The organism is Campylobacter sp. DY7, from assembly GCF_057802535.1.
The window spans coordinates 55,301-74,676 of record NZ_JBYJAU010000009.1 but is presented as its reverse complement, the minus strand read 5'-3'; the positions used below and the strand labels follow the sequence as shown (position 1 = coordinate 74,676).

Here is a 19,376-nt window from a genome sequence, read left to right as displayed (position 1 = left end):
AACAAAGAACCTTCAGTAGAGAATAAGGAACCTTCTGTTGAAAACAAAGAACCTTCTGTTGAAAACAAAGAACCTTCTGTTGAAAACAAAGAACCTTCAGTTGAAAACAAAGAACCTTCTGTTGAAAACAAAGAACCTTCTGTTGAAAACAAAGAACCTTCAGTAGAGACAAAAGACCCTGATGAGCCGAAGAAAGAAGAGCAGGTAGATGAAAGCCAAAAAGGTGAAGCTGGTAAAGGTGATGGCTCAAATGTAGATGAAACTCCAAAAACTGAAGATAAAAAAGAAGAAGTTAAAGAGCCAGAATCAGGTAAAGAAGATGCAAATAAAGAAGATACAAGCAAAGGTGAAGAAGATAGCAAAAAAGATGAAGCTACTAAACCAACTGAGCCTGATGTAAGCACTCCAGAAACTAAGCCAGAGCCAAGTCCTGAAGAAGTTAAAAAAGAGCAATTAATCAAGCAAACAGAAGAAATTGTGAAAAATTTAGGCAATTTAGGAAATATGGCAAAAGATGCAGTAAGTAAGCTTGTTACAATTCTAGTAGATAGTGGAGTAAAAGATTTAGCAACATTTGATGCAAATAAATTAGACGCTACTACAAAAGCAAAAGTTCAAGATGCAGCAAATACAGTAGCAGCAAAAGTAATTGATAATGAAAAAACAAATATCGCAAGCAATGCTCTAGGTGCGTTTAATGTTCAAATTAACAATATGAACAAGCGTTTAGGTGAGATTAGAGGTCTAAATGGCGAGATTGGAACTTGGTTTAGAGCTTATGGCGGAAGATTTAGCGATAATAGTAAGCATATTAATTTCTACTCAACTCAATTTGGTGCTGATAAGATGACTAATTTAAGCGATGCTGATGTTATTACTGGTGCTGTATTAGGATTTGATAAAGTTAATGCTGATACTAAAGCAAAAGGCTTTAATATAGGCTTATACGGAAGTTATATCCATAATAATGGTCTATTTGTTGATAGCGTTTTAAAATATGCAAATACAAGCTTTAAAAAGACTGGTGTAGAGTTCAAAAAACAAAACTCAGTATTATTAAGCGTTGAGGGTGGTTATAGAGCTAAGATTAACGATAAAGCTTATGTAGAGCCAAGTTTAGAAGTAATCACAGGTCATGTAGGCAAGTATGAAGCTAAGAGCAAAGCAAATACAATAAGCGTTAAATCATTTACACCAATTATGATTAAGCCTCAAGTTTATACAGGTATAGAACATAAAGACTTTGTATTTAGAGCTGGAGTTGGTGCTGTGGTAAATGCGAAAAAACAAGAAGCTGATATAGTAATCAACAATATCGTAAATGGAATTGATGCTAAAGCTAAAACTAAGTTAAATAGTAATAATCACGGATTTGTAAGCGTTGGCGGTAGCTATAAAGTAAATGATAATCTAAGAATCAACTTAGGTGTAGAAAAGAGCTTCGGAAGTAAGTTCAAAAAAGATTATGAAGTAAATACTACTATTAGATATACATTCTAATATTATTCGTTTTTCCTTCTTGTAAAAAGCTAGGTAGGGTTTATCCCTACCTATTTAATATTAAAAATTTTAATTCTTATTTTGATTTTTTATTTGTATCTTAAAATTTTAAAAAGTTAAAAAATAATATTTCAAAAGCTACTTGCATTATGATTATCGTTTGTGATTGATTTTAATAATATTTTTATTAGTGTTTAAAATAATTTTAATTCAAATTCCTAATTCAAATTCTAGAAATTTTGCAAAGAATTTGAAATAGGAATTATGATTTTTGATTATTTAATTTTAAAAGTTCTTGTTTTGCTTTTTTTAAATCATCAAGATTTAAGACAAAATCATAATCTTTAGGCTTTTTATAAACTTTATCATAATAATTTACTAAAAGGATTTTTGCTACATTTTCTAAGTCGTTTTTCTCATAAAACGAGCTCAAATCATTTACTAAGGCATTTCCTAAATACTGCTTTAATCTCTCAAGGCAAAAATAAAAAAACTCCTTGCTAATGCTCTTATAATCACTTACGCAATTATTTATTCTAGTTTCTAAACTAGCTTCACAAAATACCTTAATCCCACTATTCATTTGCTCGTAAAAATTATTAAATAATACTATTTGACCTATGTTTTTACTCTCTGCTTCTATGAAGACTTTTTCGTTTTTTAAGGCTTTTAGTTTTGAGATTAGATTAATATCAAATTGCTGTTGGCTAGGCTGAGAAAAGCCACGAGAACCAAAGGTTGAGCCTAAATGATGAGCTAAGCCTTCTAAATCAATTTTATTATCAAGTATTTTTAAAAGCCTTGTTTTTCCACAAGCTGTATTGCCTGATAAGCTCACAAAATTAGGATTTTTATAAGTGTTTAAAAAATCTATCATCTCATTTCTTAAAGACTTAAAACCGCCTTCACACTTATAAACTTCATATCCGATTTCGCTTAAAATATGACCTATCGCACCACTTCGCTGACCGCCTCTAGCACAATATATATAGATTTTGTCTTTATGTGGATTTGCTAGTTTTTCAATCTTTTTAAGATGAATGCTAGTATTTTTGCATATTAAACTAGCTCCTAATAATTTTGCATGAAATTTATTATTAGCGTATTTTGTCCCAACTATTTCATGCTCATTATCATTTAGTGCGTAAAAGTTAAAAGCCTTTTTTAAATGAGCTTTTTTATATTCGCTAGGACTTCTTGCGTCTATTAAAATATTTTTATCTAAATTAAAAAAATCTTTTGCATTAATTATTTGCATTGTAGTTTTTAAAACTCTCTTTTATTTTTAAATATAATTCATCGCTGCTAGTTCCTAGCACTCTAGTATCACAAATAGTAGTAATAAAATTAGTATCCTTATACCATCTAGGTAATACATGTAAATGCAAATGCTTTGCAATTCCAGCACCTGCTGCATCTCCAAGGTTAAATCCTATATTTACACCTTGAGCTTTTAGGGTTTTTAGCATTACATTTTCTGCAAATCTTGCAATTTTTGCCATTTTAAGCCAAGTATTTTCATCTAATTCATTTAAAAATTCGCAATGTTTTTTGGGTGTTATTAGAATATGCCCCGGAGAATAAGGGTATTTATTCATCAAAACCCTACAATCATCATCTTCATAAACTAAAACTTCGCTATCTTCACAAAAAGGGCACAAACTTCTATCTTCGTTAAAGTATTTATCTCTCCAAGGAGCATTAAGATATTGCATGTAAAATTCCTTTATATTTAGTATCTGGAACGTTTTTTAATAAATCAATATTAGCTACAAAAATATCAAATTGTTTTATGGTAGCTTTGAATAAATCAATATTATTTTTTGCCAAAAACGCTAAGCTAAAACCACAATTTTTAGCTAAATTTAATAAATCTTTATCACATATTTTATCCAAAATAATTCCATCAGCCCCATAAACACTAGCTTTAATAAGCTCATCTTCGCTTAAATTATTAGAATAAAAAAACAAATGCTTTTTGCTATATCTTCTAGCATATCCTAGCTCATCAAAATCACTCGTAATAAAAGCATCGTTAAGATCGTTTAAATCATAAGAAAAATTAATTATTTTAGCTTTAAAATTGCTTAAATCCTTTGGATAAAATAGGTTAAAACTAAGACTTTTTATTAATATATCTTTGCTTAATTCTTGCATTTGTTTATCCTGTTATTATGTAAAATTACTTCGTTTTCTTTATTAACTTCTTCGTTTTGCATTACTTTTTGCATTATTATTTTAGCGTTTTTGCAATCGTTGATTAAATAATATCCCCAAGCTAAAGTATCAAGAAAATAAGCATTATTTGGTTCGCTTTCTAAAGCTTTTTTAACTAATTTTATGCCTTTATTAATATCAATTTTTTTATCAATTATTGTATAAGCATAAATATTTAGCATATTAGCACTTACTCCGCCTTTTGCTACTAATTCATCAAGTTTAAAATAATCAAAATCAAAAGGATTATCTAGCATTTCATAGATGTATGATTCAACCAAATATGAATTATTACTTGTCTTTAAGGCTTTTTGCATAAATGATTTGCTTAGTTGTTTATAATCTTTAAGATTAAAATATATTTTTAATGCCAAATCTTCATCTAAATTTGCAATTTTTAATAATTCATCTTTTTTATTATTCTCAAGTAATTTTTGCGCTAGGCTTGATAAAATATCTATATTTTTAGTATATTCATAAAGACTAAGCCCAAGGGTATTAAATTCTTTTAAATATTTTTTATTATTTAATTCATATAAAGCATTAAATCTATAAAGTAAAAATAAAGAATAATCAGGCTCATTTGGAATATTTCTAGTATATTTTTCTACATTTTTAAAATCTTTTTCTTTAATTAGTTTCATGATAAAATCAGAATATGATTTAGGGTCAAGCCTTACTATTTTATCCCACATACCAAGCTCTTTTAAAGCGTTTAACCTAAGGGCTAAAAATGGTGCTTGTTCTTCATCGGCTTTGTTGTTTGCTTCGGCAATTTTATTGATATTTTCGGTTAGCTTTACAACTTCTTTATAATTTTTATTTGCGTTTAGCATTTCAAGGTATAGATATAAAGAGTATGGATTTTCATATTTTTTATAGTATTTTTTGCTAATTTCTAAGGCATCTTTTGTAAGACCTTGATTAAATAATTCTTTACTCATAGCGTTTGCTAGATTATAATCTTCGTTTTTATTAATGAATTCAAAATATTGTTTTTTAGCGTTTTTATAGTCTTTTTTCTCAATTAATTTTACTATATCAATTTTTTTGATTAAGTCATTATTGCTATCAATTTTTCTTAATTCTTCAATTTCAAATTCCGAATTCAAATTCCCTAAAAATGCTTGTCTAATAGCCTCTTCTAAATAGGCTTTTAGCTTTGTTTTATTATAAAGTTCTTTATAAGCTTGATTTGATTGTTTAGGATTTATAGATTCGTTTAATAAAGCCTCTAGCCTTAATTCATCAAGGTTACTTGCTAAAAGTAAAGTAGAAAAACATATTAATATTATTTTACCCCAATACATTCTTTTTTAAGCTCCTTTAAATTACTTTTAAAATATTCCCAAAAAGGAAAGGTTCTACACTGATTTGGTCTTGCTTCATAAACGCCACAATTTTTATTCACTTCATCAAAAAATATACAAGCAAAACCATCTTTATATGGCTTTTCTATAAGGCTAAATCTAACCCCAACTTTAATGCAATATTTATTTACAAAATCATTAAAATTAAGTTGTTTTAGCTGTGATAATTGTATTATTTCATCGCTTGTTAAAAATATATATCCACTCTTACCAGTGCAGCATTTACCGCCACAACTTTCGCATTTAGTCTCATCAAATGAGTAAGGATAATCTTTATTGTAAATCATAACTATGCACCTTGATATTTTGATAAATATTATTTAATTCTTCGCTTAAGCCATTATCTTCATGGCAGATTAAAGCGGGTAATATTTGTATATCGCTTTTACTAAGTTTTCTTGCTTTTATTAATACTAAGTTTGCGTTTTTGTCTATTTTAGTATGAATAAATCTTATTTTTTCACATTTTAATTTTGTATTTTGCATAAATTGAAATATCAAATCAATTTTTTTAGCATCATAACAAAAATATAAAAATCCGTGTGGTTTTAATAATTTATCACAGCTTTTTAAAAATATTTCTAAAGGCATAAAATCAATATGCCTTGAAGTATTTAAGTGCTTGTTACTTGCTTGCATTTTTGAATAAAACGGCGGATTAGAGATTATAAAATCATAGTGGTTATAAACTTTATAATCTTTAATATCGCTTAAAATTACTTGATAATTTATATTATTTTCTTTGAAATTAAGTTCGCATAATTTCGCATTTTCTTCTTGAATGTCTAGTGCGTCTATTTTGATATTTTTGTTTTCGCTCATTAATATGCTTAATATTCCACTACCTGTGCCTATATCAAGCCCTAAGCCTTTTAGTTTATCAACTCTTATAAAATCATATAAAATTAAGCTATCACTATTGTAGCGATAGCCATTTTTATATTGATAAATTATCATTTATAAACTCTTAAAATAAAGCCTTTTTTGTTATCTTTTGAATACTCAGGCTCTAAACTAGAGCTAATTAAAGCATTAGGAACTTTTGATTTTATGTAATTTGCTGCGCTTTTTGTTCTATCTTTAGAAAGTCCAAAATTTGCTAAGCGAGTAAGTCTTTGCACTTCTTTTGTAGCCATATGAACGCCATCAATAGCACTTAAACTCTTAAAGCCACTATCATCTATTATAGGAGTAATTTCATATAAATAGTTTTGATTATATTTGCTTAAGAACTTATCAAGTGCTAAACTACAAGTTTTGCTAAGTCCTATAACTCCTGATTTAATATCATCACAAATAAAAGTATCTTGTAATTTTAGACTTGCAGTATTTAATGAGCTGCCTTTTTGTGCTAATTCAAGCTTTTTTTCTAGCTCTTGAATTTTTTCTTTTTTAGCAATTAATTCATTGTTTTCTTGATTGTAATTATTTAGTGTTTTTAAATTAAGTTCATTTAATTGCTTTAATAATTTGTCTTTTTCTTCTTCTAAAGCTATGACTTTTTCTGAATTAGTGTCTTTGCTAATCGCTAGTTTTAATTGCTCTATTTCGTTTTCTAGGCTTGTTTTTTCTTGTTTATTTCTATTTAACTCAAGCTCTTTTGCAGTTAAATCTTCTTTTAAAGCTATATATTTTGCATTTAATTCATCATAAGCTTTTGAGCTTTCAAATAATTTATCATTTAAAGACTTAATATCATTTTGCTTATTGTTTAAGCTATCGTTTTTGTATTTTAAAAACTCATTGTTTATTTTGTTTAATTGAGTTGTTAGGTCAATTTTTTCTTTTTGTAAAGTGTCTAATTTAGCTTTTAAGTCTTTGTTATTTGAATTAGTTGTATTAAACTCATTATCAATTTTGTTTAATTTTGCTAAAGCTTCATTTAAATCTTTTTCTTTTTTCTTGATATTTAATTCTAAATCTTTGTTTTTTAATTCAATGTCTTTTAAAGCTACTTCTGTTTTTGTGTTTTTTTCTTGTAGTTTTACATTTGTTTCGCTAACTTTGTTTAGCTCTTTTGTTAGATTATCAAGAGATTTTTGGTTTTTATCGCTTAATTCTTTTATGGCTTTTGTTTGTTCGTTTTTTGTTTTTTCTAATTCTAATTTAGCTTGAAAAACTTCGTTTTTTAATTCATCTCTTTGTTTTTCAATGTTTTTTAAACCACTAAGTTTTTGCTCTAAATCATCTTTTACTTGATTTAGTTTTAAAATTGAAGTTTTTGCATCATCTAATTTTGCTTGAAGATTTTTATTATCTAAATTAAGCTTTACAAAATCTGAATTATTATTGCTTTTTAGTTCTTCGTTTAGTTTATTTGCTGCTTTTATTTCTTTGCTTAATTCTAAATTTTTTAAATTAAGATCATTGTTTGTTTTGCTTAGCTCTGTATTAACACTTTCTAAGTTCTCAAGATTTTTTACCCTTTGTTTTAATACATCATTTTCTTTTACTACATCGGTGTAATTTTTTTGATTTGCTACGATTTTAGCGTTTGCTTTATCAAGTTCATCTTGTAATTTTCTAGCTAAATTATCGTGTTCAAATTCGTCCATTTGTTTTTGATTGCTTAAAGTTCCTAATAAAGAGTTAAGGTTTTTTACTGCATTTTCTTTATCATTTAAACTAAGTTTTAGGCTATCGTTTTCGCTTTTATAATTTGCTAAATCTTCGTTTAATTTATCAATCATTTGCTGGAATGATATTTTATTATTTTCATTTACTAATAAACTTTCGTTATTTAGGCGATGAACTAATTCATTATTTTTAGTTTCTAATTGTTCGTTATGAGTTTTTAATTTTTCAATTTCCTGATACAAATTCTTTATTTCATCTGCGTTTGTTGAACTATTTTTTATGCTTTCAAGCTGTCTTGTTAGCTTTACTATTCTATCGTTTAAAATCTTATAATTTTGTTCTTCTAATTTTGGTAGCTTTATGTTGGTTGTTTTTTGTTCTTCTACTTTTGTTTCAACTGGTTTTGTATTTACAACTTCTTCTTTTTTAGTAGATGGGATTGTAAAATAAATCCCACCTAAAACAACAGCACAAGCACCTAAGCTATATAATGTTAAATTTTTCTTCAGCAATTTTAAGCCTTAGTAATAAAATCAGCAATTTTTTTAGCATGGTTAAGTGCTGTGATAATGCTTTCTCCGTTTTTGCTAGCAATATCTCCAGCTACATAAATATTTGATACATTTGTTTGCATATTAGCATCAAATGTAGGAACGCCTTTATCATCAATCTCTACACCGCTATTTGTAAGAAAATCAACAGGAGTTGAACCGCCGATTCCATAAATTATTCTATCAAACACTTCTTTTTCGCCATTTGTATAAGTAACTTCTGGCTTATTATCTACTTCATTTACTTCGCTTATATCAGTTGCTAGTTTTAAAGTAAGTTTTGCTTCATATACATTTTTATGATTTGTTTCGTTAATTCTACTAAATTCAGCTCTTCTATAACATAATGTAACATTTGCTTTTTTACTTAAATCCACAGCGTATTCAACAGCACTATTTCCACCGCCTACAACTAATATTTTTTCACCATCTTTAGCATCGTTTGCGTTAAAATTTATAACTTTATTTAATTTAGAAGGAAGTTTGTAGCTAGGCTTGTTTGGTTTTCCCATTCTTCCTATTGCTATAATTGCATTTTTTGTTTTAAATTCGCCTTTGCTTGAATATACTACTAAATTACCATCAACTTGTTTGATTTTTTCAACTTCATTTGAAAGCATTACTTCAAAACTTCCATCGCAAAGACTTGTAAATAATTCTAAAGTTCCTTCTTTATTACCATCTTCAAATGGTATTGTTCCTTCATTTGGAATATCTATTTTATTATAAACTTTATCAACTCTTTTTCCGTCTTTATAATAGGTTCTAAAAGTTTGGCAATTTTCACTTGCTTTTTCTATTAATAACACATTTTTTAAACCATTTTTATTTGCTTCTACTGCACTTGCAATCCCTGCTGGGCCTGCTCCAATAACCACTAAATCGTATATCATTTAAGCTCCTTATTAATTTTTTTTATCTATATTAAGCATAAATTTTTAATTACAAGTAAAGATGGAGAATAAATGAGAATTTTTACAGGACTTCAGCCTAGTGGAGATTTGCATATAGGTAATTATTTTGGAGCAATTGCACCAATGATGCAAAGACAAAATGATAACGAAATGATAATGTTTATTGCAAACTACCACGCTATGACAAGCGTATTGAAAGATAAAAATACAGCTAGTTTATTTAAAGATAATATTAAAAAAGCTGCGGCAGCATTTTTAGCCTTAGGACTAAATCCAAACAAAAGCATATTTTATTTACAAAGCGATGTAAAAGAAGTTTTAGAGCTTTATTGGATACTTTCGCAATTTACTCCTATGGGATTACTTGAACGCGCGCATTCATATAAAGATAAAGTAGCAAAAGGTATTAGTGCAAATCATGGATTATTTTCTTATCCTGTTTTAATGGCAGCTGATATTTTATTATTTGATGCAAAGCTTGTTCCTGTTGGAAAAGACCAAATCCAGCATTTAGAAATTACTAGAGATATAGCTATTAAATTTAATAATGAATTTGGAGATGTTTTTGTTATCCCTGAGGCTTTAGTTAGTGAAAATACTCAAACAATAGTTGGAACTGATGGAGCTAAAATGAGTAAAAGTTATGGCAATACTATTGATATTTTTACAAGCTATAAACAACTCAAAAAACAAGTAAATAAAATAGTAAGCGATAGCATACCTATTGAAGAGCCAAAAGATTGGAAAAATTGTAATATCTACAAAATTGCTGAATTATTTTTAGATGAAAATAAATTAGCTGAGCTTAGAGCAAGATATGAAAAAGGCGGAGAAGGTTATGGACACTTTAAATTATATTTATGTGATGTAATCTGGGAATATTTTGCTAAAGCAAGAGATGAATACGAAAGATTATTATCTAGCAATGAAATAGAAGATATATTAAGCGATGGTGCAAAAAAAGCTAGTATATTAGCACAAAACAAAATGCAACAAGTTTATAAAGCTTTATATTTATAAGGAGTTAAAATGATAGATTTAAGAAAAATTGAAGAAAATTATGAAGTTTTTAATCAAAAATTAAAAGCAAAAAAAGTTGATGAAGGTGTTTTAAAAAACTTATTAGATACTTATAATGAAACAAAAAGTATAAAAATAGAATTAGAAAACGCACAAAGCTTTCAAAATAAATTCTCAAAAGAAATGGGACTTAAAGCAAAATCAGGCGAAGATATAAGCGAACTTAAAAAATCTTTAGAAGAAAATAAGAAAAAAATCGCAGAATTAAGCGAAAAAGTAAGCATAAGCGAAACAAAATTAAATGAAATCGCAGCAAATATCCCAAATTTAATAGCTGATTGTGTTCCTATTGGAAATGATGAGGATGAGAATGTGGAAATTAAAAGAGTTTTAACTCCTCCAACATTTAATTTCACTCCAAAAGATCATCATGATTTAGGTGTAGCACTTGGTTGGCTTGACTTTGAGCGTGGGGTAAAAGTTGCTAAAAGTCGCTTTGTAGCATTGCGTGGCGAAGGTGCAAGGCTAGAGAGAGCTTTGTATAATTATATGATAGATTTTAACCGCTCAAGGGGATTTGAGTTCGTAAATACTCCTTATATAGTAAATGCTAATACTATGTTTGGCACAGGACAATTGCCTAAATTTAAAGAAGATTTATTTAAGATTGAAGATGAAGAATTGTATTTAATCCCTACAAGTGAAGTTAGCGTAACAAACTTATATAATGATGAAATAATACCTTTAAATGAATTACCTATAAAAATGACTTGTTATTCTCCTTGCTTTAGAAAAGAAGCAGGAAGTGCAGGGCGTGATACAAGAGGAATTATCCGCCAACATCAATTCGGAAAAGTTGAACTTGTAAGCATTAGCACTCAAGAAGATAGCGATAAGGTTTTTGAAGATATGCTTAGTTGTGCTAGTGATTTATTGACAAATTTAGGTTTAGCTCATAGACATTTAATGCTTTGTAGTGGGGATTTAGGCTTTAGTGCAGGAAAAACCGTTGATTTAGAAGTATGGCTTCCAGCTCAAGGAAAATATAGAGAAATTAGTTCGGTTAGTAATTGCTATGATTTTCAAGCACGCAGAGCGAAAATAAGATATAAAGATGAAAATGGTAAAAACAAATTAGCTCATACGCTAAATGGTTCAAGCTTAGCAGTTGGAAGAACTTTAGTAGCTATTATGGAAAATTACCAAAGAGAAGACGGAAGCATAGCAATTCCTGAAGTTTTACAAAAATATATGTAAGATAGATTATGGCTAACGAGCAAGTAATAGTAATAGAAGAAGAAAACACTCTTCCAGTTAAGCAAAGTAAGTTCAGTAAAAAAAGCATTATTTTAATTGCTGGGCTTGTTTTGCTAATTATTATATTACTTGCTGTTTTATTGTTTTTAATTTTTACAAAAGATGATACACAAGAAATTAAAGTAGAGCAAAATGAATTAATAGAGCCAAAAATAAGCATACAACAATTTAAAAGCCAAAAATTAGATTTAATGGTAGCAAAAGCTAATGCTTTATATGAAAATGGCAATAAAAACGAAGCTTTAAAAATATATGAAAACATAGCTAAATACAACGAAAGTTTTTCTCATTATAATTTAGGTGTTTCTAGAATGAAACAATTAAATTATAAAGAGGCTTTAGAGAGTTTTCAAAAGGCTTTAGAAAATAACGAAAACAATACAGTAGCAGCACTAAATGCAGCTGTTTGTGCTTTAAAATTAGAAAAAACAAAAGAGTTTAATTATTATATAGATTTAGCATATTCTTATTTAAGTAGCGAAAAGAACTCAAGCCTTTATTATTATTATCTTGGCTTAGTAAATTATTATAAAGGTTTTTATCCTGAAGCTTTACAAGCTTTAGATAAACAAATTCATCCTTTATATCAAAATGATGCGAAATATTTAAGAGCAAAAATTTTAAGTTCATTTAATAAAAGTTCAGAAGCTATAAAAGAATTAAATTTTCAAGATTCTTATGATAAAAATTTATCTTTAGGTTTATTACACGCAAGAAATGCAGAATATAACAAAGCTAGATTTTATTTAAAAAATGCCTTAGAAAAAAGAATAAAACCAAAAGAAACTAAATTAGCTTTAGCTTTAGTTGATATAAAATTAGCTGAATACCAAGAAGCAGCAAAACTATTAAAAGAATTAGAAAAAAGCGATGCTGAGTGGCTTAAGTCAAGTTATAATTTAAAAACTACTATTGATGATAGAATATTTGATATTAACTACGCGCAAAATACTTATGAAAAAAAGTTTATAGATTCAAAAAAACAAAAATATGATTTGATTTTTTATTTTTCACCTTTTAAGGTTTTTGATGCAAGTAGTGCAACAAAAATGATAAATAAAGCAAATGTAAATATTTATTTAGATGATTTAGGCAAAAGCTCAACATATCTTAAAAATAGCCAAACATTATCAAGAATAAATATAAAAATCACAAAGGCTTTAAATTATGCCTTTAATTATGATGTAAAAAGTGCAAGCGAGTTATTAAGCGAATTAGTAAAAGAATATCCACAACATAGCATTTTGCAATATGATTTAGGATTAGCTTATGCACTTTTAGGAAAATATGACTTAGCAAAAAAACACTTTTTAGCAAGTTATCATTTAGACCCAAAGAATTTAAGAGCTGGGATTTATGCTTTATTTTGTTCTGATTTGCTATATGATGATGTAGTAAAGTTTGAGCAAGACTTGCAATATAATTTAAACTATATTGAAGATGAAAAAGACAAAAATTATTATCTAGCACTTTTATCGCTTAAAAGAAAAGATTATGTAAATATGCAAGCTTTTTTAAAGCAAGATAATGTAAATAATATAAGTAATATTAGCCTTGAAATTTTAGGATATTATATTCAAGGTGAATATGAGAAAATGATTGATAGATCAAAGCTTTTAATAGATTTGAGTAATGATGATATAATCGCTAATATACTTTATTTCTCGCTTAAAAATAATCAAAAAGATGTTAAAGCTTATGCAAAAGATGTTCAAATGTATTTTTTAAATAAAAAGCTTGATTATCGCTCACTTTTTGGCGGTGCAAAAATCGTAGGATATAACTATGTAAAATTAATGCAAATTTCAGGTCTTTTACAACAAGAAAGAGAAAAATTAAAAAAATATCTAAAAACTAACGAAGATTTAGGAGCATTAAAAGCTTTAGCTTATATTGATATTTACGCAAATGAATTTGAAGAAAGTTTCGCACTTTACAATAGCCTTATAGATGATTATGATATTAATGATTCGGATACTTTATTTTTAGCAAGTGTTGCAGCTATTGGTGCAGGTCATAATAATTCAGCCATTGCTTTACTTGAATTATCTCGTGTAAATAACCCTAATAATCTTGAATCAAGATTGGCTTTAGCTCTTTTATATCATGAAGCGAAAAATTACGAATCAGCCATAGCACAATATGAAAAAATGAATGATGAATATACTTCAGAGTTCTTTACATTTCAGATTTTTAGATAAGAATTTGAATTAGGAATTTGGGTTAAAAATGGGGTAAGCAAATGGCTTTTAAAAATGCAATTATTGATGATAGATTAGATAAAAAATACTCACTTTCTTATATTTACGGAGAACATACTAATAGTTGGTATGGCAGACAATGTCATAAATTTCCTTATGATTGGCATATTGTAATAGATGAAGAATTAGACTGCTGGTTTATGAATTGTATGTATTTTGATGACCCTGAGCTAGACCATGCAAAGCTTAATAAATCTTTGTGGATTTTATATTATAAAGGCGAGCATATAAGGATAATTTTAGATTATGATATTAGTCAAGAGATTGATAATGTAGTTTATGACAAAGTCTATAAAATACTTTCTATAAGAGATAATAAAACATTAAACGAAAAAGAAATAATAGCCTTATTAAGAGAAATATTAGCTGTTTATAAATGGGACGGAAGCTTAGATGAAAAAGAAGAATGCACAATTTATGTAAGAGAAGAAATATTTGAAGAGCTTTTGTAGTGTAAAGATTATATTTTTAAAGCTAATTCCTATTTCAAATTCCGTAAATTTTTAAAGGAATTTGAAATAGGAATTTGATTAAAGAATATTTATAATAAAGGATAGTTATGAAGACTTTTTTAAACTGGTTAATAAGCGAGATTAAATCAAATGAAAAATCTTTCATAGCTTTTTCTTTTTCTATTAAAAAATTAAATATTTATTATTATTTATTTTTTGCTTTATACTTGCTTATAAAACCTGATAATATCACTAAAATGTTTCGTGTATTTATAGATGAAAAGGCAGTCTATGATGATATATTTTTATTAATTCCTTTTGCAGGACTTCAGATTATTTCTTTTGTGGTATTTATTCCATCTTTTATAGTGGTTTTATTTAACTTATTAATTGATAAAGATAAAATTAATCTTGCTTGTGAATTAGAAGATTTTTTCAAAGCTTTGTTTTATGCTTTTATATTTGTATTTTGCATATTTTTTGCCTTAAGTTTTATTACTCAGTCTAATGAACTTTTCTTTATTTGTTTAATGGCATTTGTTTTTATATCTATATTGTTATTTGTAATTGCTAAAGAAAATATGCATTATTTTTTTAGCATTATTTTATATCTTACTTGCTCGTTACTTCTTTATGAGCTAATAGATATTTTTTATATTTTAGTTTCTTTTTTGATTTTACTTATAATTTCAGTTTATATAAGGCTTAGAAGTATTTATTTGTTTTTATTGTCAATGCCTTTGATATTTCATTATTTTATAGAGTTTGCACATGGTTATTTTGCAAGTAGTGAAGGCGTTATAGAGCCTTTAAGCGAACTATTTACTTCTTTAGGTATTTTGCTATTAATAATAATTTATGATAGAAGAAAAAGTCCTATTTATAAAAGATAGGACATTAGCTATATTGATGGTTATATTGTTTTTTGCGAGTGAATAAAAATTTTTTATAAAAGTTTTTAAGATATCTTTTAATCATATTTTTTTTGCTTGTTCTTATGCTATTAAATATCATATCAAGCTCAATTCTTTCCTTTTCAGTAATCACCTTTAATCCTTTATTTGTTTTCTTATACGAGACATTAAAAACAATAACTCATCATCATCTAATTCACAAAGCATAGTAAATACAGCCTTTACTGCTTGCGGTTTAGAATTGCCTAAACGCCAATCCTGATATGTTCGCATAGGTAATCCTAAACGCTGCGACATTGCTTGTAATGAGATTTTCTTCCCATTTTCTTTACTTTCAATCGCATTATGTAATAAATTAAATATATCGTTCGTCTCTAACATTTATAAATTATACGATATGAAAAATTAAACTTCGCTAAAACGAAGTTAATATTTGAGAAAAAATATAAAAAATACTAAAAATATTTTTAACAATACTTAAAATTATATGTTTAATACTAAATAATGTATAAAATACACAATAATTTTTACTATAAATAATTTTATTTAAGAAAGTTGAGTGTAAGTGGCTAAATGGTTACTTGATAGTTAACAACTCAAGTGATATAATTTGCTTATCAATTTTAAGGCAAGAGTGACAATGAGTAAGAAAACTGATTATATACTAGAGCAAATGATTAAAGCTTACTTAAACGAGCAAAATCCTATCGGCTCTATGTTATTGCAAGATAGTTTGAATGTTCCTGCTAGCACTATTAGGGTTTATTTTAAACAACTTGATAGTGACGGTTATATTTCTAAACTTCATGCAAGTGGTGGAAGAATTCCTACTCAAAAAGCTATGAAGTATTATTGGCATCAGTTTTTTAACTATACTTTTAATACTGAGCTAGAAATTAATTCAAGTTTAGAACTTTTAAAAGTTGCTAGCGAAAATGATTTATTTTGCCTTGTGGTTGATAATAATAAAGTGTTTTTAAATGAAGTTTTGAATATTGATAATAGATTTATTATTTTAGACTTTAGCCAAAAGCAAGTTTTAATTAATTTTAATGATGAGTTAAATGTTTTATTTAACCAAATAAAAGGATATGAAATTAATGATATTAAAACTATTTTATATAGGCTAAATCTTTTAAATATTTTAGATGAAATAGAAAATGCTTTTAAAAATAAAATTAAATTTATTTGTGGAGAAAAGATTTTTGCAAATATTGTAAAACTTTCTTCATTTAGCTCTATTATGAATGCGAAATTGCTTGATTATTTTACAAGTAGTTTGATTTATGATGAGTTATTCTTGCCTGAATATATGGGGGTTAAAATTGATTGTAATTTTAAACAAAATAAAAGCACTCTTGTATTAGCAGGTAGTATTTTTACAGATTATGAAAATGTTTTAAATCAGTTAAGGGAGGCAATATGAGCGAAAAAGCCACGCAAGAAGAAATTGTAGAAAATAACGAAGAAGTTTGCGAATGCAATGAAGATTGTGCTTGCGAACAAAACGAATTAAGCAATGAAGAAATTGCTTTAAAAGCAGAGCTTGATAAAGCAAATGAAGAAGTTGCGAAATTAAAAGACGCTTATCTTAGAGCTAATGCGGATTTTGATAATTATAAAAAACGCTTAGAAAAAGATAAGCAAAGTGCTGTGCTTTATGCACAAGAAGGATTATTAAAGGATTTAATCCCTGTTTTAGATGCTTTAGAAAATGCTTGCAATTTTGAAGCAGATGATGAGTTTTCAAAGCAGCTTAAGCAAGGTATTGAAAATACTTTAAGTTTATTTAAAAACATTTTAGCAAAACATGGAATTGCTGAAATCGTAGCTAATGTTGGAGATGAGTTTAATCCAAATTATCACGAAGCAATGATGCATGTAGAAGCTGATTTAGAGCCAAATTGCGTTGCAGCTATGTTTCAAAAAGGCTATATGTTAAACGAAAGAATTATAAGAGCTAGCAAAGTTAGTGTATCAAAATAAAAGGAGAATATTATGGGAAAAGCAATAGGTATAGATTTAGGAACAACAAACTCATGTGTGGCAGTTTTTGAGCGTGGAGAAAAGAAAGTAATTCCAAACAAAGAAGGAAAAAACACAACCCCATCAATTGTTGCATTTACAGATAAAGGTGAAATTTTAGTTGGAGATAGTGCTAAGCGTCAAGCAGTAGCAAACCCAGAAAAGACAATTTATTCAATCAAAAGAATTATGGGTCTTATGATGAATGAAGAAAATGCAAAAGAAGCAGCAAAGCATTTACCTTATAAAATAGTTGATAGAAATGGTGCTTGCGCTATTGAGATTGCAGGTAATGTTTATACTCCACAAGAAATTTCTTCAAAAGTTTTAATGAAACTTAAAGAAGATGCTGAAAGTTATTTAGGAACACCTGTAACTGATGCAGTTATTACTGTTCCTGCATATTTTAACGACGCTCAAAGAAAAGCGACTAAAGAAGCAGGACAAATCGCAGGTCTTAATGTATTAAGAATTATAAATGAGCCAACAGCAGCAGCTCTAGCTTATGGTCTTGATAAAGTAAGTGCTGAAAAAATCGCAGTATATGACCTAGGTGGTGGAACATTTGACGTTACAATTCTTGAGACTGGTGATGGTGTAGTTGAGGTTCTTGCAACTGGTGGTAATGCTTTCTTAGGTGGAGATGATTTTGATAATAAATTAATTGATTATCTTGCAACTGAGTTTAAAAACGAGCAAGGTATTGATTTAAGAAACGACAAAATGGCTTTACAAAGATTAAAAGAAGCTGCAGAAAATGCTAAGAAAGAGCTTTCAAGCACAAACCAAACTGAAGTGAATTTACCATTCATTACAGCAGATGCAACAGGTCCAAAACACCTTGTAAAAACTATTACAAAAGCTCAATTTGAAGGAATGATTGATTCACTTGTGGCTGAAACTATCAAAAAAATTAATGAAGTTATAAGTGAAGCAGGAATTAGCAAGAGCGATATTAAAGAAGTTGTAATGGTAGGTGGTTCAACTCGTGTTCCTTTAGTTCAAGAAGAAGTTAAAAAAGTATTCGGAAAAGAACTAAATAAGAGCGTAAATCCTGATGAAGTTGTTGCGATGGGAGCTGCTACTCAAGCAGGAATTATTCAAGGCGATGTAAAAGATGTGCTTTTACTTGATGTTACACCACTTAGCCTTGGAATTGAAACTTTAGGTGGAGTTATGAGTAAAATTATTGAAAAAGGTGCGACAATTCCAACTAAGAAAAGTCAAACTTTCTCAACTGCAGAAGATAATCAAAGTGCAGTTACAATCAATGTTTTACAAGGTGAGCGTGAGTTTAGCCGTGATAATAAATCACTTGGTAATTTCAACCTTGAAGGAATTCCAGCAGCTCCAAGAGGTGTGCCACAAATTGAAGTAACATTTGATATTGATGCGAATGGTATTTTAACAGTAAGTGCTTTAGATAAAGCAAGTGGTAAAGCTCAAAACATTACAATCACAGGCTCAAGCGGACTAAGTGATGAAGAAATTAAAAATATGATAAATGAAGCTGAGAAAAACAAAGAAGCTGATAAACAAAGAAGAGAAGTAGTAGATGCTAAAAACCAAGCTCAAAGCTTAGTTCATCAAGTTCAAAAGAGCTTAGGAGAATTAGGTGATAAGGTAGAAGCTGCTACTAAACAAGAGATTGAAGGCGCTATAAATGAGCTAAATGATGTGATTAATAATGAAAACGCAACTAAAGCTCAAATTGATGAAAAAATGAAAAAGCTAAGCGATGCAAGTCATAAATTAGCTGAAAATCTTTACAAAAAAGATGAAAACAAAGACGCTAAAAAGAGCGAAAAAGACGACGCAGTAGATGCTGAAGTAGAGTAAAAAACAAACAAACTAGTCTAATTAGGATTTAATCCTTACTTTTTAGGAATTTCTTAATTGAAATTCCTAAAACTTCTTAAAACAAATCACACAACCTACATAAAAACTTAAAAATTAAAAACCAAATTCCTATTTCAAATTCTTTAAAATTTTCGTGGAATTTGAAATAGGAATTTGAAAGTATTTTTAACTAGAAAATAATAAATATTGATTTTTGTTTAAATATTGAAATCTTTTATTTTCAAATAAAAAAATATAAATATTTATTCTCATTTAATCACAATAAATAATTTAATATTGTCAATGGGGGGGGGTAATCCACATTATTTTATTTCAAAAATAAAACTCGCAAAATTTAATGATAAAGATTTAACAAATAGTTATGTTTTTTATTTAATAACAGACAAAAACCTTTATTA

General features: G+C 27.8%; 19 protein-coding genes. 9 read left to right on the top strand and 10 right to left on the bottom strand.

What is annotated here, in order from left to right; translation table 11 throughout:
- On the top strand, nucleotides 1-1,500 hold a 1,500-nt coding region (locus AC1B00_RS07000), incomplete at its 5' end, for an autotransporter outer membrane beta-barrel domain-containing protein (protein WP_488848968.1).
- Between the two features lie 262 nt (nucleotides 1,501-1,762).
- Here AC1B00_RS07000 and mnmH read toward each other — a convergent pair.
- The 8 genes from mnmH to AC1B00_RS06960 are packed head-to-tail and all read right to left on the bottom strand — an operon-like array spanning nucleotide 1,763 to nucleotide 9,108.
- Nucleotides 1,763-2,758: a tRNA 2-selenouridine(34) synthase MnmH gene (gene mnmH / locus AC1B00_RS06995; protein ID WP_488848967.1), complete on the bottom strand. Its 996-nt coding sequence runs from the start codon at nucleotides 2,756-2,758 to the stop codon at nucleotides 1,763-1,765.
- Nucleotides 2,745-3,215, bottom strand: coding sequence for an HIT family protein (locus tag AC1B00_RS06990; RefSeq protein WP_488848966.1), 471 nt, complete (start codon nucleotides 3,213-3,215; stop codon nucleotides 2,745-2,747). The genes mnmH and AC1B00_RS06990 overlap by 14 nt, the downstream gene beginning before the upstream one ends.
- Entirely contained in the window at nucleotides 3,202-3,657 is a 456-nt protein-coding gene (locus AC1B00_RS06985) for a hypothetical protein (protein WP_336611798.1), read from the bottom strand. The genes AC1B00_RS06990 and AC1B00_RS06985 overlap by 14 nt, the downstream gene beginning before the upstream one ends.
- A complete protein-coding gene (locus tag AC1B00_RS06980) occupies nucleotides 3,645-5,027 on the bottom strand; it encodes a tetratricopeptide repeat protein (RefSeq protein WP_488848964.1) in 1,383 nt (460 codons plus the stop codon). Before AC1B00_RS06980 ends, AC1B00_RS06985 begins: the two co-directional genes overlap by 13 nt.
- On the bottom strand, nucleotides 5,009-5,374 hold the full coding sequence (locus tag AC1B00_RS06975; protein ID WP_239817046.1) for a YkgJ family cysteine cluster protein: 366 nt from the start codon (nucleotides 5,372-5,374) through the stop codon (nucleotides 5,009-5,011). Before AC1B00_RS06975 ends, AC1B00_RS06980 begins: the two co-directional genes overlap by 19 nt.
- Nucleotides 5,361-6,044: a tRNA1(Val) (adenine(37)-N6)-methyltransferase gene (locus tag AC1B00_RS06970; protein ID WP_488848963.1), complete on the bottom strand. Its 684-nt coding sequence runs from the start codon at nucleotides 6,042-6,044 to the stop codon at nucleotides 5,361-5,363. Before AC1B00_RS06970 ends, AC1B00_RS06975 begins: the two co-directional genes overlap by 14 nt.
- On the bottom strand, nucleotides 6,041-8,176 hold the full coding sequence (locus AC1B00_RS06965; protein ID WP_239817044.1) for a hypothetical protein: 2,136 nt from the start codon (nucleotides 8,174-8,176) through the stop codon (nucleotides 6,041-6,043). Before AC1B00_RS06965 ends, AC1B00_RS06970 begins: the two co-directional genes overlap by 4 nt.
- A 2-nt stretch (nucleotides 8,177-8,178) precedes the next feature.
- Nucleotides 8,179-9,108, bottom strand: coding sequence for an NAD(P)-binding domain-containing protein (locus tag AC1B00_RS06960; protein WP_488848961.1), 930 nt, complete (start codon nucleotides 9,106-9,108; stop codon nucleotides 8,179-8,181).
- 72 nt (nucleotides 9,109-9,180) lie between these two features.
- Between AC1B00_RS06960 and trpS the strand changes: the two genes are divergently transcribed.
- The 5 genes from trpS to AC1B00_RS06935 all read left to right on the top strand — a co-directional run bounded on the left by trpS (nucleotide 9,181) and on the right by AC1B00_RS06935 (nucleotide 15,072).
- Nucleotides 9,181-10,149 (top strand): tryptophan--tRNA ligase, encoded by a 969-nt coding sequence (trpS, locus tag AC1B00_RS06955; RefSeq protein WP_488848960.1) that lies wholly within the window; start codon nucleotides 9,181-9,183, stop codon nucleotides 10,147-10,149.
- A gap of 9 nt (nucleotides 10,150-10,158) precedes the next feature.
- Nucleotides 10,159-11,406: a serine--tRNA ligase gene (gene serS / locus AC1B00_RS06950; protein WP_488848958.1), complete on the top strand. Its 1,248-nt coding sequence runs from the start codon at nucleotides 10,159-10,161 to the stop codon at nucleotides 11,404-11,406.
- Between the two features lie 8 nt (nucleotides 11,407-11,414).
- Nucleotides 11,415-13,667: a tetratricopeptide repeat protein gene (locus AC1B00_RS06945; protein WP_488848957.1), complete on the top strand. Its 2,253-nt coding sequence runs from the start codon at nucleotides 11,415-11,417 to the stop codon at nucleotides 13,665-13,667.
- A 41-nt stretch (nucleotides 13,668-13,708) separates the two neighbouring features.
- Complete coding sequence (locus AC1B00_RS06940) at nucleotides 13,709-14,179, top strand: hypothetical protein (protein ID WP_488848955.1); 471 nt, start codon at nucleotides 13,709-13,711, stop codon at nucleotides 14,177-14,179.
- Between the two features lie 107 nt (nucleotides 14,180-14,286).
- The gene (locus AC1B00_RS06935) at nucleotides 14,287-15,072 is read left to right on the top strand and encodes a hypothetical protein (protein ID WP_488848954.1); all 786 of its coding nucleotides are present in this window, start codon (nucleotides 14,287-14,289) and stop codon (nucleotides 15,070-15,072) included.
- A 4-nt stretch (nucleotides 15,073-15,076) separates the two neighbouring features.
- On the opposite strand, the gene AC1B00_RS06930 is transcribed toward AC1B00_RS06935, so the two are convergent.
- Nucleotides 15,077-15,226, bottom strand: coding sequence for a hypothetical protein (locus AC1B00_RS06930; RefSeq protein ID WP_488848953.1), 150 nt, complete (start codon nucleotides 15,224-15,226; stop codon nucleotides 15,077-15,079).
- Nucleotides 15,227-15,228: 2 nt separating this feature from the next.
- On the bottom strand, nucleotides 15,229-15,474 hold the full coding sequence (locus AC1B00_RS06925) for an XRE family transcriptional regulator (protein ID WP_239817036.1): 246 nt from the start codon (nucleotides 15,472-15,474) through the stop codon (nucleotides 15,229-15,231).
- Between the two features lie 259 nt (nucleotides 15,475-15,733).
- Between AC1B00_RS06925 and AC1B00_RS06920 the strand changes: the two genes are divergently transcribed.
- From AC1B00_RS06920 to dnaK, 3 genes are read left to right on the top strand one after another with little or no spacing between them, the layout of a single operon-like run.
- Nucleotides 15,734-16,519: a hypothetical protein gene (locus AC1B00_RS06920; RefSeq protein ID WP_336611808.1), complete on the top strand. Its 786-nt coding sequence runs from the start codon at nucleotides 15,734-15,736 to the stop codon at nucleotides 16,517-16,519.
- On the top strand, nucleotides 16,516-17,079 hold the full coding sequence (gene grpE / locus AC1B00_RS06915) for a nucleotide exchange factor GrpE (RefSeq protein WP_336611809.1): 564 nt from the start codon (nucleotides 16,516-16,518) through the stop codon (nucleotides 17,077-17,079). Before AC1B00_RS06920 ends, grpE begins: the two co-directional genes overlap by 4 nt.
- A 12-nt stretch (nucleotides 17,080-17,091) precedes the next feature.
- Nucleotides 17,092-18,957, top strand: a complete 1,866-nt coding sequence (gene dnaK, locus AC1B00_RS06910; protein ID WP_488848952.1) for a molecular chaperone DnaK — start codon at nucleotides 17,092-17,094, stop codon at nucleotides 18,955-18,957.
- The last annotated feature ends 419 nt before the right edge of the window (nucleotides 18,958-19,376 follow it).

Coding starts and splice junctions, on each gene's coding strand:
- AC1B00_RS06940 (WP_488848955.1), top strand. CDS start 13,709: ATGGCTTTTAAAAATGCAATTATTGATGATAGATTAGATAAAAAATAC.
- dnaK (WP_488848952.1), top strand. CDS start 17,092: ATGGGAAAAGCAATAGGTATAGATTTAGGAACAACAAACTCATGTGTG.
- AC1B00_RS06920 (WP_336611808.1), top strand. CDS start 15,734: ATGAGTAAGAAAACTGATTATATACTAGAGCAAATGATTAAAGCTTAC.
- grpE (WP_336611809.1), top strand. CDS start 16,516: ATGAGCGAAAAAGCCACGCAAGAAGAAATTGTAGAAAATAACGAAGAA.
- AC1B00_RS06935 (WP_488848954.1), top strand. CDS start 14,287: ATGAAGACTTTTTTAAACTGGTTAATAAGCGAGATTAAATCAAATGAA.
- AC1B00_RS06980 (WP_488848964.1), bottom strand. CDS start 5,027: ATGTATTGGGGTAAAATAATATTAATATGTTTTTCTACTTTACTTTTA.
- AC1B00_RS06945 (WP_488848957.1), top strand. CDS start 11,415: ATGGCTAACGAGCAAGTAATAGTAATAGAAGAAGAAAACACTCTTCCA.
- trpS (WP_488848960.1), top strand. CDS start 9,181: ATGAGAATTTTTACAGGACTTCAGCCTAGTGGAGATTTGCATATAGGT.
- serS (WP_488848958.1), top strand. CDS start 10,159: ATGATAGATTTAAGAAAAATTGAAGAAAATTATGAAGTTTTTAATCAA.
- AC1B00_RS06990 (WP_488848966.1), bottom strand. CDS start 3,215: ATGCAATATCTTAATGCTCCTTGGAGAGATAAATACTTTAACGAAGAT.
- AC1B00_RS06970 (WP_488848963.1), bottom strand. CDS start 6,044: ATGATAATTTATCAATATAAAAATGGCTATCGCTACAATAGTGATAGC.
- AC1B00_RS06960 (WP_488848961.1), bottom strand. CDS start 9,108: ATGATATACGATTTAGTGGTTATTGGAGCAGGCCCAGCAGGGATTGCA.
- AC1B00_RS06985 (WP_336611798.1), bottom strand. CDS start 3,657: ATGCAAGAATTAAGCAAAGATATATTAATAAAAAGTCTTAGTTTTAAC.
- mnmH (WP_488848967.1), bottom strand. CDS start 2,758: ATGCAAATAATTAATGCAAAAGATTTTTTTAATTTAGATAAAAATATT.
- AC1B00_RS06975 (WP_239817046.1), bottom strand. CDS start 5,374: ATGATTTACAATAAAGATTATCCTTACTCATTTGATGAGACTAAATGC.
- AC1B00_RS06925 (WP_239817036.1), bottom strand. CDS start 15,474: ATGTTAGAGACGAACGATATATTTAATTTATTACATAATGCGATTGAA.